11 protein-coding genes, 3 rRNA genes and 1 pseudogene are annotated in these 17,897 nt (G+C 56.3%); 9 read left to right on the plus strand and 6 right to left on the minus strand.

The window, feature by feature from the left end; translation table 11 throughout:
* Positions 1-131 precede the first annotated feature (131 nt).
* The 3 genes and pseudogenes from ACP8KU_RS05895 to ACP8KU_RS05905 all read left to right on the plus strand — a co-directional run bounded on the left by ACP8KU_RS05895 (position 132) and on the right by ACP8KU_RS05905 (position 3,444).
* Positions 132-803 (plus strand): phage holin family protein, encoded by a 672-nt coding sequence (locus tag ACP8KU_RS05895; RefSeq protein WP_023017559.1) that lies wholly within the window; start codon positions 132-134, stop codon positions 801-803.
* 82 nt (positions 804-885) lie between these two features.
* Positions 886-2,099, plus strand: a protein-coding gene (locus ACP8KU_RS05900; RefSeq protein ID WP_484483437.1) for an IS3 family transposase whose coding sequence is annotated in 2 segments (ribosomal slippage) — positions 886-1,159 and positions 1,159-2,099 — 1,215 coding nt in all. Because the reading frame shifts where the segments join, the coding sequence is not laid out codon by codon here.
* A 126-nt stretch (positions 2,100-2,225) separates the two neighbouring features.
* Positions 2,226-3,444: pseudogene (locus tag ACP8KU_RS05905) on the plus strand (IS3 family transposase).
* Between the two features lie 69 nt (positions 3,445-3,513).
* Here ACP8KU_RS05905 and ACP8KU_RS05910 read toward each other — a convergent pair.
* The 6 genes from ACP8KU_RS05910 to ACP8KU_RS05935 form a co-directional block, all read right to left on the minus strand.
* The gene (locus ACP8KU_RS05910) at positions 3,514-3,888 is read right to left on the minus strand and encodes a hypothetical protein (protein ID WP_484483438.1); all 375 of its coding nucleotides are present in this window, start codon (positions 3,886-3,888) and stop codon (positions 3,514-3,516) included.
* Between the two features lie 272 nt (positions 3,889-4,160).
* Positions 4,161-4,278: ribosomal RNA gene (gene rrf / locus ACP8KU_RS05915) — 5S ribosomal RNA — on the minus strand.
* A gap of 149 nt (positions 4,279-4,427) precedes the next feature.
* Positions 4,428-7,507, minus strand: a 23S ribosomal RNA gene (locus ACP8KU_RS05920).
* A gap of 508 nt (positions 7,508-8,015) precedes the next feature.
* Positions 8,016-9,533 (minus strand): 16S ribosomal RNA (locus ACP8KU_RS05925).
* The 16S, 23S and 5S rRNA genes sit together here, the layout of an rRNA operon.
* Positions 9,534-10,162: 629 nt before the next feature.
* Positions 10,163-11,449, minus strand: a complete 1,287-nt coding sequence (tyrS, locus tag ACP8KU_RS05930) for a tyrosine--tRNA ligase (protein ID WP_484483439.1) — start codon at positions 11,447-11,449, stop codon at positions 10,163-10,165.
* Between the two features lie 54 nt (positions 11,450-11,503).
* Positions 11,504-11,671 (minus strand): Trm112 family protein, encoded by a 168-nt coding sequence (locus ACP8KU_RS05935; RefSeq protein ID WP_023017904.1) that lies wholly within the window; start codon positions 11,669-11,671, stop codon positions 11,504-11,506.
* 244 nt (positions 11,672-11,915) lie between these two features.
* On the opposite strand from ACP8KU_RS05935, the gene thiC reads away from it, so the two are divergent.
* Genes thiC through ACP8KU_RS05965 form a run of 6 tightly spaced genes read left to right on the plus strand, consistent with a single transcriptional unit; the run spans position 11,916 to position 17,802 of the window.
* A complete protein-coding gene (thiC, locus tag ACP8KU_RS05940) occupies positions 11,916-13,847 on the plus strand; it encodes a phosphomethylpyrimidine synthase ThiC (RefSeq protein ID WP_023028767.1) in 1,932 nt (643 codons plus the stop codon).
* Positions 13,837-14,511: a thiamine phosphate synthase gene (locus ACP8KU_RS05945; protein WP_484483440.1), complete on the plus strand. Its 675-nt coding sequence runs from the start codon at positions 13,837-13,839 to the stop codon at positions 14,509-14,511. The genes thiC and ACP8KU_RS05945 overlap by 11 nt, the downstream gene beginning before the upstream one ends.
* On the plus strand, positions 14,504-15,625 hold the full coding sequence (thiO, locus tag ACP8KU_RS05950; RefSeq protein ID WP_284623903.1) for a glycine oxidase ThiO: 1,122 nt from the start codon (positions 14,504-14,506) through the stop codon (positions 15,623-15,625). The genes ACP8KU_RS05945 and thiO overlap by 8 nt, the downstream gene beginning before the upstream one ends.
* A gap of 24 nt (positions 15,626-15,649) precedes the next feature.
* Positions 15,650-15,853, plus strand: coding sequence for a sulfur carrier protein ThiS (thiS, locus tag ACP8KU_RS05955; RefSeq protein WP_005280344.1), 204 nt, complete (start codon positions 15,650-15,652; stop codon positions 15,851-15,853).
* Positions 15,854-15,862: 9 nt separating this feature from the next.
* Positions 15,863-16,645 (plus strand): thiazole synthase, encoded by a 783-nt coding sequence (locus tag ACP8KU_RS05960; RefSeq protein WP_023028765.1) that lies wholly within the window; start codon positions 15,863-15,865, stop codon positions 16,643-16,645.
* The gene (locus ACP8KU_RS05965) at positions 16,645-17,802 is read left to right on the plus strand and encodes a ThiF family adenylyltransferase (RefSeq protein WP_023028764.1); all 1,158 of its coding nucleotides are present in this window, start codon (positions 16,645-16,647) and stop codon (positions 17,800-17,802) included. Before ACP8KU_RS05960 ends, ACP8KU_RS05965 begins: the two co-directional genes overlap by 1 nt.
* The last annotated feature ends 95 nt before the right edge of the window (positions 17,803-17,897 follow it).

A 17,897-nucleotide genomic window follows, 5' to 3' on the forward strand; every position in this document is an offset into this window, starting at 1 on the left:
TGTGGGGGTAAGTCGATTAGTGACACTGCCACCGCCTTGGGTTGCAAACATGCAGGTGGGAAACGCGATTTAAGGCGTTGAACGGGCGTCGGTGGGGTCTGGGTAGGGGCCAACGCCTCTATGCTTGTCTCATGGAAGCTTTCTTTTCGTGGTTCACCTCTCAAAGTGGCGTGTCGTTGTTGGTTGCCCTCGTTGCCCTTGTAGGTGTCCTTGTCACGACGTGGTGGAACAACCGCGCGGCTGATAAGCGGCGTCGTGCCGACCAAGCGGCGGCCGACCAACGGCGCAAAGACGACCAAGCGGCCGAGGACGCTAGGCGTAAGGCCGACGACGACCGACGGGAACGGGAACGGCGCGAACAACTACGGCGTGAGGATTGGACACGGCAACGCCGGGCAGTGGCCGACTGCATATCTGTTGTCAAGGAAGAATTTCCCCCGCTTGGTAACTTACGAGTGGGTATACCAACCGACCAAGATGTTTCTGAATTGGACATTTACATTGATAAAGGCACAGAACTACTATCCTTTTACCGCGCAATTGTACGTGCGCTTAATGTTGCAGAACTTGAGGTTTCCAACGCGCAAGTAAAGATGGCGATTCGCCACTTAATGGACAGCACTAACGAGGAGTACAGGGAATTATTAGACGCTGAACGTAGGGGTCAAGGGGAAGTTGGGGTGGTCGCTATGGAAATGAATGCGATAGGCCCGAAGATGGAGGATTCACTTAGAAAGTTGGTAAACGTTGCCTCGCATGAGTTCCTAGATATTCCTCGTGACAAGAACGATAAAGACAACTAAAGACAAAGACCACCGCCCCGACTGAGGTTACCCTCGTTTAGTGGACACCCGATTAGTGCGGATCTTGTGTCCGTAGGAGAGGATGTTCATTGTGAGTTCGTCAAGGAAGAAGTACACCCCGGAGTACCGGCAGGAGGCCGCCAGACTGGTCATTGAGTCTGGGCGCCCAATCGCTCATGTGGCTAAGGAAATTAGCGTATCAGCCACAATTTTAGGCAGGTGGGTCAAACTTGAGCGGGAACGCCAAGGCTCGGTAGATGGCCGCAGTGATGCCGATATACGAGCCGAAAACGCTCGCCTGCGTCGTGAGTTAGCTGAGGCCAAGATGGATAATGAGTTCTTGTCAAAAGCCACCGCCTTCTTCGCTGCGAAGCAACGCGATCGGAAAAATTTGAGCTAATGCAGCAGGAGAAGGCGAACTACAGCATCAAACGAATGAGCAGGTTATTAGAGGTTTCTCGTTCTGGCTACTATAAATGGCAAAAGGCTCAAGCAGTACGGCTTCGTGGTGAAAATCAGCGTCAGAGATTCCTCGACCAGTTAGACAGGAAAATTCATGACATCTGGGAAGATTCTGACGAAGTCTACGGTGCCCCACGGATTACTGCAGAACTCGCCGAGGGTGGGGTCTATGTGAATCGCAAAACCGTGGCCAAACGCATGCGGATGATGGGTATTGAAGGCATCTCACCCAGGGCGTTTGTTCCCGTAACGACGATTCAATCCAAGCGGAAGTCAACGCTTCCAGACCTAGTGAAACGCCTATTTGATCAAGGGCAGCTTAATCGAGTGTGGATGTCGGATATTACCTATCTACGCACGAATGAGGGCTGGCTGTACCTATGCGTTATCCGCGATGGACACTCCCGCCGAGTCCTAGGCTGGTCCATGGATAGTGTGCAGGATTCTTACCTAGTTGAACGTGCACTGCGCATGGCTTACACCCTGCGTGGTGAAGTACCCGACGGCGTGGTCTTCCACGCCGATCGTGGTACCCAGTTCACCAGCGAACAGCTGTGGCAGGTCTGTCAAGAACTAGGGATTGCACAATCGGTCGGCCGTACTGGTGTCTGCTTTGACAATGCGATGGCCGAGTCGTTCTGGTCGACATTGAAGACCGAATTTTACGATCGGAAGAAATGGCGAACCCGCAACGAAGCCCGGAAGGCGGTGGCTCGCTGGATTGAGATTGTCTACAACCGGCGCCGTCGCCACTCGTCCATCGGGATGGTAAGCCCCGTCGATTTCGAAGCCCAGCTCGCTGATCAAAATGGTAATAAGAAGGCCGCTGCTTAACCCCTAAGCAGCTTAACTACGTGTCCACGATTTGCGGGCAACCCCACGACGCTCTAGATGTGAGCGTGAGGTTACCCTCGTTTAGTGGACACCCGATTAGTGCGGATCTTGTGTCCGTAAGAGAGGATGTTCATTGTGAGTCAACAACGCCAGAAATACACGCCGGAGTACCGGCGTGAAGCCGCAAACCTAGTAATCGAGTCAGAACGCCCGATTGCTCATGTAGCGAAAGAAATTGGTGTCGCACCTGGCCTTTTAGGTCGGTGGGTGAAAAATGAGCGTGAGCGTCGAGGATCCTCTGATGGGCTAAGCGAGGCTGATCTTCGTGCTGAAAATGCTCGTCTGCGCCGTGAATTAGCAGAAGCCAAGATGGATAACGAGTTTTTGTCAAAAGCGACAGCCTTCTTCGCTTTAAGGCAACGCGATCAGAAAAGTTCGAATTAATGCAGCCAGAGCAAGGCGAATTTCAGTATCAAGCGCATGGCACGCTTGTTGAAGGTATCTCGGTCTGGATACTACAAATGGGCCCATATGCAGCAGCAACGCTTATCCGGTAAGGATGATCGTGCAGCATTTTACGATGATGTTGATCGCAAGATTCATCAGATCTGGAAAGACTCCAACGAGGTCTACGGTGCCCCGCGAATCACCGCAGAACTAGGTGAGCGCTACCAGATTGTTCTTAACCGCAAGACTGTGGCTAAGCGGATGCGCCTGATGGGGATTGAAGGAATTTCACCGCGTGCTTTCGTCCCAGCGACAACGATTCAATCTAAACGTAAGTCGAGTCTTCCTGACCTGGTAAAGCGCATGTTTGATACCGGCGAGCTCAATCGAGTATGGATGTCAGACATTACCTACCTGCGAACCGGCGAGGGTTGGTTGTACTTATGCGCAGTTTGCGATGGTCATTCCCGCAGGGTGCTGGGCTGGGCTATGGATAGCGTGCAAGATACATTCCTGGTCGAACGAGCACTGCGGATGGCACATACACTTCCGTGGTGACGTTCCTGACGGGCTGGTGTTTCACGCCGACCGGGGAACACAATTTACCAGCGAGCAGCTCTGGGAGGTGTGCCGCAACCTAGGTGTTGCTCAGTCTGTGGGGCGTACTGGGGTGTGTTTCGATAATGCGATGGCTGAGTCGTTCTGGTCGACGCTTAAGACCGAGTTCTACGACCGGAAGCGCTGGCCAACCCGCGATGCTGCGCGTCAGGCCGTTGCCTACTGGATTGAAGCCGTCTACAACCGTCGGCGCCGGCACTCCGCACTCGGGATGGTCAGCCCCGTCGACTTCGAGAACCAGATTGGTTTAACCACCAGCAGAAAAGAAATAGCTGCCTAACCACTAGGTAGCTCCACTACGTGTCCACGATTTGCGGGCAACCCCAGTGGCTGGCACTAGCGGTAGTTCTTACATGCGGAAGTGTGCGCGAATAATCCCCGACAGGGTGCTGTAGGTTAAGCCTAAATCTTTAGCCAGGCTGGTCAGTGTCAAGTCAACGTCGTCGTCGAGGTCTGGCAACAGTGACTGATAGAAAAACCAGGAGTTCTTCCGGGCGTGTGCTCCAACTGCGGCAATAGGATTGCCGGGTGTGTTGGTGGCGTAAAAGACTACCGGTACCTCCCCCACAGCCTCACCATCAGAGTCGTAATCAGGATCAGTGTTGGTATCAGGATCAGTGTTGGTGTCGTAGTCCAGTGGCTCGCCGGCTTTACGGGTATTCCCCAGCGTGGTGTCGCCAACTGGCTCGTGCCTGGTGGTAGCTGGTGGTGTGCTACTTGTCATCGTAACCGTATCCCCCGGGGTGTACTACACCCTTAAAAGTGTCGAATGTGTTTTCGTCTAACACGGATTCACCCTATCCACCACACCTGACAGTAGGGGGTAACACCACGACACCTACCACGCATTCCCCCAGCTCGACAGAGTACACGTCGCAAATACCAACGGGGGTAAAACACCAAGTAGTCCCCGAAACACCAACCACCCCAACGAATCAGGGTGATGGTCTTTCGGGGACTACCGTATAAACACTATTTTGTTGTTTTGTTGTTTGGTGTCGGCGGTGACTTACTCTCCCACAACCTCCCGGTTGCAGTACCATCAGCGCGTACAGGCTTAGCTTCCGGGTTCGGAATGGGACCGGGCGTTTCCCTGTAGCTATGAACCACCGACAAACCTATCAGAACACTACCCACCACTGTGTGGGTGTTGTGTCAGATACTGCATAGTGGACGCGACACACACGATAATGTGTTTTCTTGTTTGTTTACTCGCTAGAACAAGTCCACCCAACATAACCAAACAGTGTTTGGGTTGTTGTGGTGTGTTTGTTTTGGTCAATTAGTACCAGTAGCCTTCACACCTTACAGTGCTTCCAAGTCTGGCCTATCTACCCCATAGTCTTTAGGGGACCTCAAAAGAAACCTCATCTTAAAACAGGCTTCCCGCTTAGATGCTTTCAGCGGTTATCCCTTCCGTACGTAGCCAACCAGCGATACCCCTGGCGGGATAACTGGCACACTAGAGGTACGTCCGTCCCGGTCCTCTCGTACTAGGGACAGCCTTCTTCAAGTTTCAACGCGCGCGGCGGATAGAGACCGAACTGTCTCACGACGTTCTGAACCCAGCTCGCGTGCCGCTTTAATGGGCGAACAGCCCAACCCTTGGGACCTACTCCAGCCCCAGGATGCGACGAGCCGACATCGAGGTGCCAAACCATCCCGTCGATATGGACTCTTGGGGAAGATCAGCCTGTTATCCCCGGGGTACCTTTTATCCGTTGAGCGACACCACATCCACAAGTAGGTGCCGGATCACTAGTCCCGACTTTCGTCCCTGCTCGACATGTCTGTCTCACAGTCAAGCTCCCTTGTGCACTTACACTCACCACCTGATTGCCAACCAGGCTGAGGGAACCTTTGGGCGCCTCCGTTACATTTTGGGAGGCAACCGCCCCAGTTAAACTACCCACCAGGCACTGTCCCCAACCCAGATCATGGGCCAAGGTTAGATGCTCAATCCGATCAGAGTGGTATTTCAACAACGACTCCACCACCACTAGCGTGACGGTTTCACAGTCTCCCACCTATCCTACACAAACCGAACCAAACACCAATACCAAGCTATAGTGAAGGTCCCGGGGTCTTTTCGTCCTGCCGCGCGTAACGAGCATCTTTACTCGTAATGCAATTTCACCGGGCCTGTGGTCGAGACAGCAGAGAAGTCGTTACGCCATTCGTGCAGGTCGGAACTTACCCGACAAGGAATTTCGCTACCTTAGGATGGTTATAGTTACCACCGCCGTTTACTGGGGCTTAAATTCTCAGCTTCGCTAACAAACGTTAACTAACCGGTCCTCTTAACCTTCCAGCACCGGGCAGGCGTCAGTCCATATACATCAACTTAACGTCTTCGCATGGACCTGTGTTTTTGATAAACAGTCGCTTCCCTCTATTCTCTGCGACCCCACAACACTCCAACCGCACAGGGTCTTCACGTCACAGGGCCCCCCTTCTCCCGAAGTTACGGGGGCATTTTGCCGAATTCCTTAACCACAGTTCACCCGAACGCCTTAGTATCTTCAACCTGACCACCTGTGTCGGTTTAGGGTACGGGCCATACACACACTCGCTAGAGGCTTTTCTCGACAGTACAGGATCACCACCATCAACCCTTTTGGGTCTACGCATCACGCCTCAACCACAATGTGTGGCGGATTTACCTACCACACGGCCTACACGCTTACACCACCAATCCACTAAGTGGCGCGGCTACCTCACTGCGTCACCCCATCACTTGAACCACACATCAGGCCCCACGACATCAACACCACCAACACTCAAAGAGTGCAAAGGTAGCGTATCCGCAGTGGTTAGTATCCGTGCTTTATCATGGGCGCACATGTACGGGTACCAGAATATCAACTGGTTATCCATCGACTACGCCTGTCGGCCTCGCCTTAGGTCCCGACTCACCCTGGGAAGACGAACTTGACCCAGGAACCCTTAGTCATCCGGCGGTAAGGATTCTCACCTTACAATTCGTTACTCATGCCTGCATTCTCACTCGCACACAGTCCACGCCTCCTCACGGTAACGCTTCCACCCATGCACGACGCTCCCCTACCCAAACAACAAAAAATTGTTGCTTGCCGCGGCTTCGGCGGTGTACTTGAGCCCCACTACATTGTCGGCGCAGAACCACTCGACCAGTGAGCTATTACGCACTCTTTCAAGGATGGCTGCTTCTAAGCCAACCTCCTGGCTGTCTTCGCGATCCCACATCCTTTTCCACTTAGTACACCCTTAGGGGCCTTAACCGGCGATCTGGGCTGTTTCCCTCTCGACTATGAAGCTTATCCCCCACAGTCTCACTGCCGCACAACACAATTGATGGCATTCGGAGTTTGGCTGACATTGCTAAGATTGTAGTCCCGCTCAACCAACCAGTCGCTCTACCTCCACCAAGCTAAATGCGACGCTGCACCTAAATGCATTTCGGGGAGAACCAGCTATCACGGAGTTTGATTGGCCTTTCACCCCTACCCACAGCTCATCCCCGCAGTTTTCAACCTACGTGGGTTCGCGCCTCCACAACCTCTTACAGCTGCTTCACACTGGCCATGGGTAGATCACCCCGCTTCGGGTCCAGGACATGCCACTAAACACCCCATTAGGATTCGGTTTCCCTACGGCTACCCCACACGGGTTAACCTCGCGACATGCCGCTGACTCGCAGGCTCATTCTTCAAAAGGCACGCCATCACACACAAACAGGTGCTCTGACGGATTGTAAGCACATGGTTTCAGGAACTATTTCACTCCCCTCCCGGGGTACTTTTCACCATTCCCTCACGGTACTATCCACTATCGGTCACACTGAGTATTTAGGCTTACCGGGTGGTCCCGGCAGATTCACAACAGATTCCACGAGCCCGTTGCTACTCGGGCACCCAACAACCCCCACATCATCATCTTCAGCTACAGGACTCTCACCTACTCCGGCAGATCATTCCAAACCACTTCACCTAACAACAATGCAAAAAGGGCGTGCCACTGGTAGATGACACAAAATCAGGCCCCACAACACCGCACACACAACCCCTACCAGGTATCACATGCACACGGTTTAGCCTCATCCACGTTCGTTCGCCACTACTAGCAGAATCATTATTATTTTCTCCTCCTACGGGTACTGAGATGTTTCACTTCCCCGCGTAACCCCCACAACAGCTATGAATTCACTGAAGGGTAACCCCACATAACCAGGGCCAGGTTTCCCCATTCGGACATCCTCGGATCAACGCTTTATTGACAACTCCCCGAGGCTTAACGCAGCCTTACACGTCCTTCATCGGCTCAGCATGCCAAGGCATCCACCATGCGCCCTAAATAACGAACACACCAACCACCACACACAAACCACACAACACAAAGGTCACACAATCCGTATGCAGTGGCAACAAGTGAACTTGACAAAATAAACAAAAAGAAAAATCACATCACACACACAACACCACCCACATAAGCAGGCGGCATCATGTGAGATGCTCGCGTCCACTATACAGTTCTCACACAACACCCCAACCAGCAACAAACACCACCACAACAAACGATGCTCATCAACCAGTCAGGCACACAAAAAAGGGGATAATGCCCCAGACACCCAACAATGCACCAACGACTTACCAATCAACTTTACTTCCTGTATGCATGGACACTTTTACGCATGTCACAAAGCACTGTCTCAACACTTAGACCCTGCTGATTAAGGTGTGTCTCCTACCCGGATTCAACAATGGTGGCAGCAGAACACTCGCCTACTCAACCACCAACCCACCATCAAACAACAGTGGGCAACCCACAACTGTGGGTCATGGCTGCAACTGCAGCCTAATAAAAGCTCCTTAGAAAGGAGGTGATCCACCCGCACCTTCCGGTACGGGTACCTTGTTACGACTTCGTCCCAATCGCCGATCCCACCTTCGACGGCTCCCTAACACGTTTAGGCCACCGGCTTCGGGTGTTACCAACTTTCATGACGTGACGGGCGGTGTGTACAAGGCCCGGGAACGTATTCACCGCAGCATTGCTGATCTGCGATTACTAGCGACTCCGACTTCATGGGGTCGAGTTGCAGACCCCAATCCGAACTAAGGCCGGCTTTCAGCGATTCGCTCCACCTCACAGTGTCGCAGCGCGTTGTACCGACCATTGTAGCATGTGTGAAGCCCTGGACATAAGGGGCATGATGATTTGACGTCATCCCCACCTTCCTCCGAGTTAACCCCGGCAGTCTCTCATGAGTCCCCAACCAAATGCTGGCAACATAAGACAAGGGTTGCGCTCGTTGCGGGACTTAACCCAACATCTCACGACACGAGCTGACGACAACCATGCACCACCTGTACACCAACCACAAAGGGAAACTACATCTCTGCAGCGATCTGATGTATGTCAAGCCCAGGTAAGGTTCTTCGCGTTGCATCGAATTAATCCACATGCTCCGCCGCTTGTGCGGGCCCCCGTCAATTCCTTTGAGTTTTAGCCTTGCGGCCGTACTCCCCAGGCGGGGCGCTTAATGCGTTAGCTACGGCACGAAAGTCGTAGAAAGACCCTCACACCTAGCGCCCACCGTTTACGGCATGGACTACCAGGGTATCTAATCCTGTTCGCTACCCATGCTTTCGCTCCTCAGCGTCAGTAACTGCCCAGTAACCTGCCTTCGCCATCGGTGTTCCTCCTGATATCTGCGCATTTCACCGCTACACCAGGAATTCCAGTTACCCCTACAGCACTCAAGTTATGCCCGTATCGCCTGCACGCCCGGAGTTAAGCCCCAGAATTTCACAGACGACGCGACAAACCACCTACGAGCCCTTTACGCCCAGTAATTCCGGACAACGCTCGCACCCTACGTATTACCGCGGCTGCTGGCACGTAGTTAGCCGGTGCTTCTTATCTAGGTACCGTCACAAAAAGCTTCGTCCCTAGCGAAAGGAGTTTACAACCCGAAGGCCTTCATCCCCCACGCGGCGTCGCTGCATCAGGCTTGCGCCCATTGTGCAATATTCCCCACTGCTGCCTCCCGTAGGAGTCTGGGCCGTATCTCAGTCCCAATGTGGCCGTACACCCTCTCAGGCCGGCTACCCGTCGCCGCCTTGGTAGGCCATTACCCCACCAACAAGCTGATAGGCCGCGAGCTCATCCTACACCGAAAAAACTTTCCACCACACACACTAAAGTGCGGTCCTATCCGGTATTAGACCCAGTTTCCCAAGCTTATCCCGAAGTGCAGGGCAGATCACCCACGTGTTACTCACCCGTTCGCCACTCGAGTACCCTGCAAGCAGGGCCTTTCCGTTCGACTTGCATGTGTTAAGCACGCCGCCAGCGTTCGTCCTGAGCCAGGATCAAACTCTCCACAAAAAGAAATTTCAGAACAACAAAATCCTGAAAAGGCCGTGAAAAGCCCAAACCTAACCAAAAGAACAAACCACCACAAACCCACAAAAGCAGGCCCATGCTGGCGTCCAAAAATTACTACAAAGAAAAATCACTGCCTCCCCAACCCGACGGGGCACAAAAAAGGGAGACAAAAAGTTGAACACAATCACATGCCAACCAATCCATCAATGCAGCCGAAACACTAAACAGTATTCAAAAAGATGCGTATTCCAACACCTTACCGGCACACACCAACCAACAAGCACACTAGGCTTGCCGGCCAACAGACCAATCAACACACAACCATGCACACAAAAATAAAAAATAAGTACATTGGCACACTATTGAGTTCTCAAACAACATCCACACACCACAAGAAAGTTAACCAAACGTTAACCTCTCAGCGGCGGCTCGTACCAACTTACCCAACAACCTGAACCAAGTCAAATCCTTGAATCAAGTCAGTACAAAAAGTCACTCAAAAGTAACCAACCGGCTACCTCTCGGCGACTTCGATAAAGTTACACCCAACCCCGAAAAACACACAAATCCCCAGGTAAAAGCGCAAAACGCGATTACCAAGGGATCAGTTAACAGCTAAGCTGACGCTCCTAGGAAGGATTCACAACCCGTGCTCCGGCGAAACGCTTCTTGCCTTTACGCAACACGAGCCACGAACCATGCAGCAGATCGTTGGAATTCGGCGACCACTCGATGTCCTCGATGCGCTGGTTATTCACGTAAGCGCCGCCCTCGCCCACGGTGCGGCGCGCAGCACCCTTTGATTTTTCCAGTCCCGCCTCAACCAGCAGATCCAGAATCGTTGCCTCTGGGCCGACCTCGGCAATCTCGGTTTCCTGCAATGCGGAAGACAACGTGGCCTCGTCCAAATCCTGCAGCTCTGCCTTACCAAACAACGCCTGGGAAGCCAGCTCCACTGCTTCGGTGGCCTGCTCGCCGTGCACCAGGGTGGTCATCTCCCGTGCCAATACGCGTTGCGCCTCACGCTTGTGGGGTTCCTCCTCTACCTTGCGTGCCAGCTCTGCGATCTCCTCCTGAGTGAGGAAGGTAAACCAACGCAGGTAGTCGATAACCACCGCGTCGCCAGCATTAATGAAGTACTGGTACCAGGAGTACGGGCTGGTCAGCTGTGGATCCAGCCACAGTTTGCCGCCGCCGGTGGACTTGCCAAACTTATTGCCCTCGGCATCTGTCACCAACGGCACCGTCAGGCCGTGGACCTTCGCACCATTCACGCGACGATTCAGATCGACGCCGGAAACGATGTTTCCCCACTGGTCGCCACCGCCAATTTGCAGCACACAGTCGTACTCTTTGTACAGGTGCACAAAGTCGTTTGCCTGCAGCAGCATGTAGGAAAACTCGGTGTAGGAAATACCGTCGGATTCCAGGCGGCGCTTGACCGTATCGCGGTCCAGCATGGTATTCAGCGAAAAGTTCTTACCGATATCGCGTAGGTACTCGATGACGTTGATCTGGCTAGTCCAGTCCGCGTTGTTCACCATAACCGCCGGGATTGCGGACTCGCCCGCCTCAGTGAAGTCCACGAAGGCCTCAAGTTGGTCCTTGATTGCCTGCATATTCTCTGCGATCTGCTCTTCCGAGAGCATGGAGCGCTCTCCGACATCCCGCGGGTCACCGATCATTCCCGTCGCGCCACCGGCCAGCGCGATGGGACGGTGGCCGAAGCGTTGGAAGCGCTTCAGCATAATCAGCGGCACGAGGTGGCCAGCGTGCAGCGAGCTTCCCGTCGGGTCAAAACCGCAGTACAAGCTGATCGGGCTCTCTGCGGCTTCCTTCAATGCCTCCAGGTCTGTGGACTGGTTGATCAGCCCGCGCCATTGCAGTTCATCGATAATGTTCGTGGTGTTGCTCATACGTAGGTGCTCCCTTGTTCCCTATTACGTGTTGTCTTTCCAGAGCGCGGCGCTCTACTTAATGGGCCAGTCCTTGGCTTCGTCGACCAGCATGACCGGAATACCATCCTGCACCGGATAGGCCTTGTTCAGCCTTGGGTTCACCAAATAGTCGCCGTGATCCTCCAGCGGCTGCTTGTCGATGGGGCACACGAGGATCTCTAGGAGCTTCTGATCGATCATGCTGCTTAGTCTAACCCGTACCCCAGACAAGCTATTTAGTGACTCCCTGATGTTGCTTGCCGATGTCCCCTCGGTCAATCGCCTAACCCATAACTTCACCCTCGCGTGGTGTGCGTTACAGTGGAAGGCGCAACCGAACACGGGCGCTCGAGGTATCGAGCTGAGATCGCGCTGTATGCCCGCGTGAGTACCGCTAGAACCTGCCTGGTTAGAACCAGCGAAGGAAGAATGAGGAGAGTCAACTATGACGGATACGTCTGCCCAGCACACCCGTACTACCATCCCGAACGACGAGTACGGTGCGGAAATCCACCCGAAGCACAGCTTCGCCCCCATCGAAAAGCAGGTGGAATCCTTCGGCAAGACCTTCACCCTACAGGTGCCGGAGACCGAGGTGCAGCTGGACGATTCCCCTACCGGCCCGAACGCGCCGCAGAAGCTCTACCGCACACGTGGCCCGTGGGCCGAGCCGACAGAGGGGCTAGAGGCTCTGCGCAGCGAGTGGATCGAAGCTCGCGGCGATGTGGAGGCCTACGAGGGCCGGCGCCGCAACCTGTTGGACGACGGTAACCGCGCCCTCAAGCGTGGCGAGGCCAGCGACGAGTGGAAGGGTATAAGCCGCGAGACGCTGCGAGCCAAGGAAGGCAAGCGCGTAACCCAGATGCACTACGCCCGCCAGGGTATTATCACCCCGGAGATGGAATACGTCGCACTGCGCGAGCACTGCGACGTAGAAAAGGTGCGCGAGCAGGTTGCCTCCGGTAAGGCAATCATCCCGAATAACATCAACCACCCGGAGTCAGAGCCGATGATCATCGGCAATGCCTTCAACACGAAGATCAACGCCAATATCGGCAACTCCGCAGTGACCTCCTCCATCCGCGAAGAGGTGGACAAGCTGCGCTGGGCTACCCGCTGGGGCGCAGATACCGTGATGGATCTATCCACGGGCAACGACATTCACACCACCCGCGAGTGGATCATGCGCAACTCTCCGGTGCCGATCGGTACCGTGCCGATCTACCAGGCCCTTGAGAAGGTCGACGGCGTGGCCGAGGACCTGACCTGGGAAATCTTCCGCGATACCGTAATCGAGCAATGCGAGCAGGGCGTGGACTACATGACGATCCACGCCGGCGTGCGCCTGCCCTTCGTGCCGCTAACCACCAAGCGCGTGACCGGCATCGTTTCGCGCGGCGGTTCCATCATGGCCGGCTGGTGCCTAGCCCACCACAAGGAATCCTTCCTGTACGAGAACTTTGACGAGCTGTGCGAGATCTTCGCCAAGTACGACGTCGCGTTCTCGCTTGGCGATGGCCTGCGCCCCGGCTCCATCGCCGATGCCAACGACGCAGCCCAGTTCGCCGAGCTAAAGACCATCGGTGAGCTGACCCACCGTGCCTGGGAGTACGACGTTCAAGTCATGGTCGAAGGCCCAGGCCACGTGCCGCTCAACATGGTGCAGGTCAACAACGACAAGGAGCAGGAATGGTGCGGCGGCGCGCCGTTTTACACCCTGGGACCGCTGGTTACCGATATTGCTCCCGGCTATGACCACATCACTTCCGCCATCGGTGCGGCCAATATCGCGATGGGTGGTACCGCGATGCTGTGCTACGTCACCCCGAAGGAGCACCTCGGCCTACCGAATAAGGACGACGTGAAGACTGGTGTGATCACCTACAAGGTCTCCGCGCACGCGGCGGACGTCGCCAAGGGCCACCCTGGCGCCCACGAGTGGGACGATGCGATGAGCAAGGCTCGCTTCGAATTCCGTTGGCACGACCAGTTCGCCCTGTCCCTGGACCCGGATACCGCCCAGTCCTACCACGACGAAACCCTGCCCGCGGAGCCGGCGAAGACCGCCCATTTCTGCTCGATGTGCGGACCGAAGTTCTGCTCCATGCGCATCAGCCAGGATATCCGCGACGCATTCGGCGAGAAGATCGACGAGGCGCTGGCCACTGACCGAGAGCAATCGCTAGTCAAGGACCTCGGCTTGCCTGGCTTCGGCCGCCAGAGCGTGGACGAAGAGCACTTCTCTAATGCTGAAGGCGAAGAAGAAATGGCCGAGGAGTTCCGTCGTGCGGGCTCCAAGCTGTATCTGAACCGCAGCGAGGCCAAAGAAGTAGCCGAGGATCTGGAAAAGGAAGCAGCGGGACACAGTGCGCGCTAAGCAACTGGATCTGCGGTGTTACCACGTGACGGGTGTACCGCAGGAGAAGGTCGTGCAGGTTGCCGCAGCGGCAGCAGCCGGTGGCGCGGGCGTGATTCAAGTTCGCAGCAAACCCATTAGCGTGCTCGATCTGACCGCGCTTGCTATCGACGTGGCGGCGGCGGTCGAAGAGGCCAATCCAGCAACGCGGGTGCTTATCGATGACCGAGTCGACGTGGCCGCCGCGCTGATGGGTAACCACAATATCCACGGCGTACACATCGGCCAGGACGACCTGGATCCGCGCCTGGCACGACGAATCCTTGGCGAGGATGCGATCATCGGGTTGACCACCGGCACCCTCGAGCTCGTGCAGGGTGCCAACGAGTACGCCGATGTGATCGACTACATCGGTGCCGGGCCGTTCCGCCCCACGCCCACGAAATCCTCTGGTCGAGCCCCGCTCGGGTTGGAAGGCTATCCCCCGCTCGTCGCGGCTTCGGCCGTTCCGGTGGTGGCGATTGGAGACGTGCAGGCCCCTGACGCCGAAGCACTGGCCGAAACCGGTGTGGCTGGTGTCGCCATTGTGCGCGCCTTCATGGATTCCCACGATCCGGCTGCGCTAGCGACCACAGTTGTCCGAGCTTTCGACCGCGCGAATGCAGCCACAGGTTCACATGCATAATGCCGAGCACGCGATCATTGGCGCGGGAATCATCGGGCTTACCACCGCATTCGAGCTGGTGGATGCGGGTGTCGACCCACCGGAAATCGTGGTGATCGATCCCCACCCCATTAGCGGTGCCACTTTCGTGGCCGGCGGCATGCTGGCTCCGGTGGCGGAGGTGCAATACCGGCAAGAGCCGTTGTACCCGCTGATGGTTGCTTCGGGCGAGATGTTCCCTGATCTTCTGGCCAGGTTGAGTGCGAAAACCACCGCACCGACCGGGCATCGCCGTGAATCCACCCTGGTGGTGGGCGCCGACCGCGCCGATGGCGTGCACATCCGCGAGCTGCTGGCGCTACAGCAGAAACACGGCATGGATGCCCACGCGCTGCCACTTCGGCAAGCACGAAAGCTAGAGCCTGGGCTCAGCCCCCAACTGGCGGCCGCGGTGGAAATCCCGGGCGACCATCAAATCAACCCGCGCATGTTCAGCGCGTGCCTGCTGGAATATCTGCAGCACGCCGGGGTTCGCTTTCTGTCCACGGCAGCAACGCGCATCGACGGCCAAAATGTGCAGCTTGCCGATGCCCCCATGGTCACTGCCAACATGATCTACCTCTGCAACGGGCTAGGCGCCAAGGACGTGGATGGCTGGTTCGAGGGTACCAATCCCCTAGCGCTACGGCCGGTGTTGGGTGACATGCTGCGGCTGCGGGTACCAGAGGAGCTAGCGCCAATCACCCGGGTGGTGCGCGCATTCGTGGAGGATCGGCCGGTGTATGTTATTCCCCGCACCGACGGCACCATCGCTATCGGTGCTACCAGCCGCGAAGACAACCGCAAGGGCCCGTCTGTGGACGGTGTGCACACGCTCCTTCGCGATGCCATCCGCGTGGTTCCGGGACTGGAGGATTGCGAGTTCATCGAAGCGATCGTTGGAGCCCGGCCAGGCACCCCCGATGATTTGCCCTACCTGGGCAAAGTACGCGACGGGCTAGTGATCTCCACCGGGTACTTCCGCCACGGAATCCTCCTGTCCGCCCTGGGGGCTAAGGTGGGTGCCCAGTTGGGATTGGGCACGTCCCCGGGGATAGACATTTCGGCCTGCGATCCGCTACGCCACGCCCGATAGCCACAAAAGAAAGGAATAAGCACCATGGAATACACGGTTAATGGAGAACCCCGCAACAGCGATGGGCCGATCACCGTGGGCACCATTGTAGAAGCAGAAACTGGCGATGCCGTGCCGAAAGGCGTGGCCGTAGCCGTCAATGGCGATGTCGTTCCAGCCAGCAACTGGTCTTATGAAGTCGCCAACGGCGATGAGCTCGATATCCTCATCGCCGTACAGGGCGGTTAGGAATCTCCGATGCTTACTATTGCAAATAAACAATTCGATTCGCATCTAGTAATGGGAACCGGCGGGGCCAGCAGCCAGGACATGCTGGAGCAATCCCTGGTTGCCAGCGGTACGGAGCTCACCACCGTCGCCATGCGTCGGCACAGCGCTAATAGTCCCGGTGGCGAGTCCATCTTCGAGCTCTTACAACGATTAAACATTGACGTGCTACCCAACACTGCGGGGTGCCGCACCGCCCGCGATGCCGTGACCACCGCCAAGTTAGCCCGCGAGGCGCTGGGCACCAATTGGGTGAAGGTAGAGGTGATCGCGGATGATCGCACGCTTCTACCGGACGTGGTGGAGCTCGTGGATGCTTGCGAGATGCTGGTTGCTGAAGGATTCGTGGTGCTGGCATACACGAGCGACGATCCGGTCATCGCCAAGCGGCTAGAAGACGTGGGCGTGGATGCGGTGATGCCTTTGGGCTCGCCGATTGGTACGGGTCTGGGTATCCTGAACCCGCACAATATTGAGCTGATCTGTTCGCGCACCCAGGTTCCCGTGCTGCTGGATGCCGGTGTGGGCACGGCCTCCGATGCTGCACTGGCCATGGAGCTGGGCTGCGATGGCGTGCTTTTAGCCAGTGCCATCAACCGCTGCCAGGATCCCCTGGCGATGGCGACTGCAATGAAATACGCCGTGGAAGGCGGCCGGTTGGCCCGCCAAGCTGGGCGCATTCCGAAAAGGCAGCATGCCGTGGCCTCGTCATCGTTTGAAGGGTTGGCGAGCTGGGAAGATAAGGTCCTGTAATGAGCCAACTGCCCCGCGAAGAGCTGCATAGAGTGGCCCGCCAGACCCTGTTGCCCGGTTTTGGCATCGCCCAGCAGGAAGCGCTGCACGGCACCCACGTATTTGTCATCGGCGCTGGCGGATTGGGATGCCCCCTGATGCAGCAACTGGCTGCCGCCGGTGTGCGCGAGATTTCTGTTATCGACGACGACACGGTGGATCTGACCAATATCCACCGCCAGATCCTATTCGGCACCCAGGATGTGGGTAGATCCAAGGTGGACGTCGCCGCCGAAAAGCTCGAACAGCTGCAGCCCGGCATCGTGGTGCATGCGATTCGCGACCGCCTTACCGCCGACAACGCCGTGGATTATCTCCGTGGAGTGGACATCCTGGTGGATGGTTCCGATACGTTTGCCACCAAATTCCTAGCCGCTGATGCTGCGGAGATCACGGGTACCCCGCTGGTATGGGGCTCGGTGCTGCGATTTCGCGGCGACTGCGCAGTGTGGTGGTCTGGACCCGGTGCCGAATCGGGCGTGGGCATGCGGGACCTCTATCCCCTGCAACCCGATCCCGATTCCGTGCCGGATTGCGCCACCGCCGGCGTGCTGGGCGTGACCACAAGCGTGGTCGCGGGCCTGATGTCGACCGAGCTAATCCAGTTCGCCACCGGCATGAACCGCGACCGGGTAGGTCTGTTGAGCATCTACGATGCCCTGACTTCCTCCATCACTCACTTCCGCGTGCCCCACGACCCGGCACGTGAGCTAACCACACAGCTGCAGCACAACTACGGTGGCGCTGCCTGTGCCTTACCGGGGGCCGAAGATACCGCGGCGATGTTCGACGATCTGCGCGCCGGCGCCGTGGCCATCGATGTACGCGAAGCCGGGGAGGCCGCCATTGATGATTTCTTTTTTGACGCCACCGCGAAGCATTACCACTTACCGACCACCGTGTGGCAGGAAGATCCAGAGGCAGCGCGCTGCTTGCTCGATTCCCTGCAGGGCGCGGGGCTTAGCGACGCCTGGGTGTACTGCGCCTCCGGCAAGCGATCGGCCAGCTTCATCTCGGCCTTCGCTGAGGAAGCCGAACAGCGTGGCATTATGCTGCACAACGTTGCAGGTGGCATAAAGAGCCAGCCCGCAACATTCCACGGGATGCCGGATCACTAACTAGTGCAAAACATCCGAATATGACAAAGGGTCCTTGCCTTGCAGGAAGACAAGGACCTCTTACAACTTCTAGGGATAGTGGTTCTCACCTTAGC

This window comes from Corynebacterium sp. LaCa_282 (genome assembly GCF_057198125.1).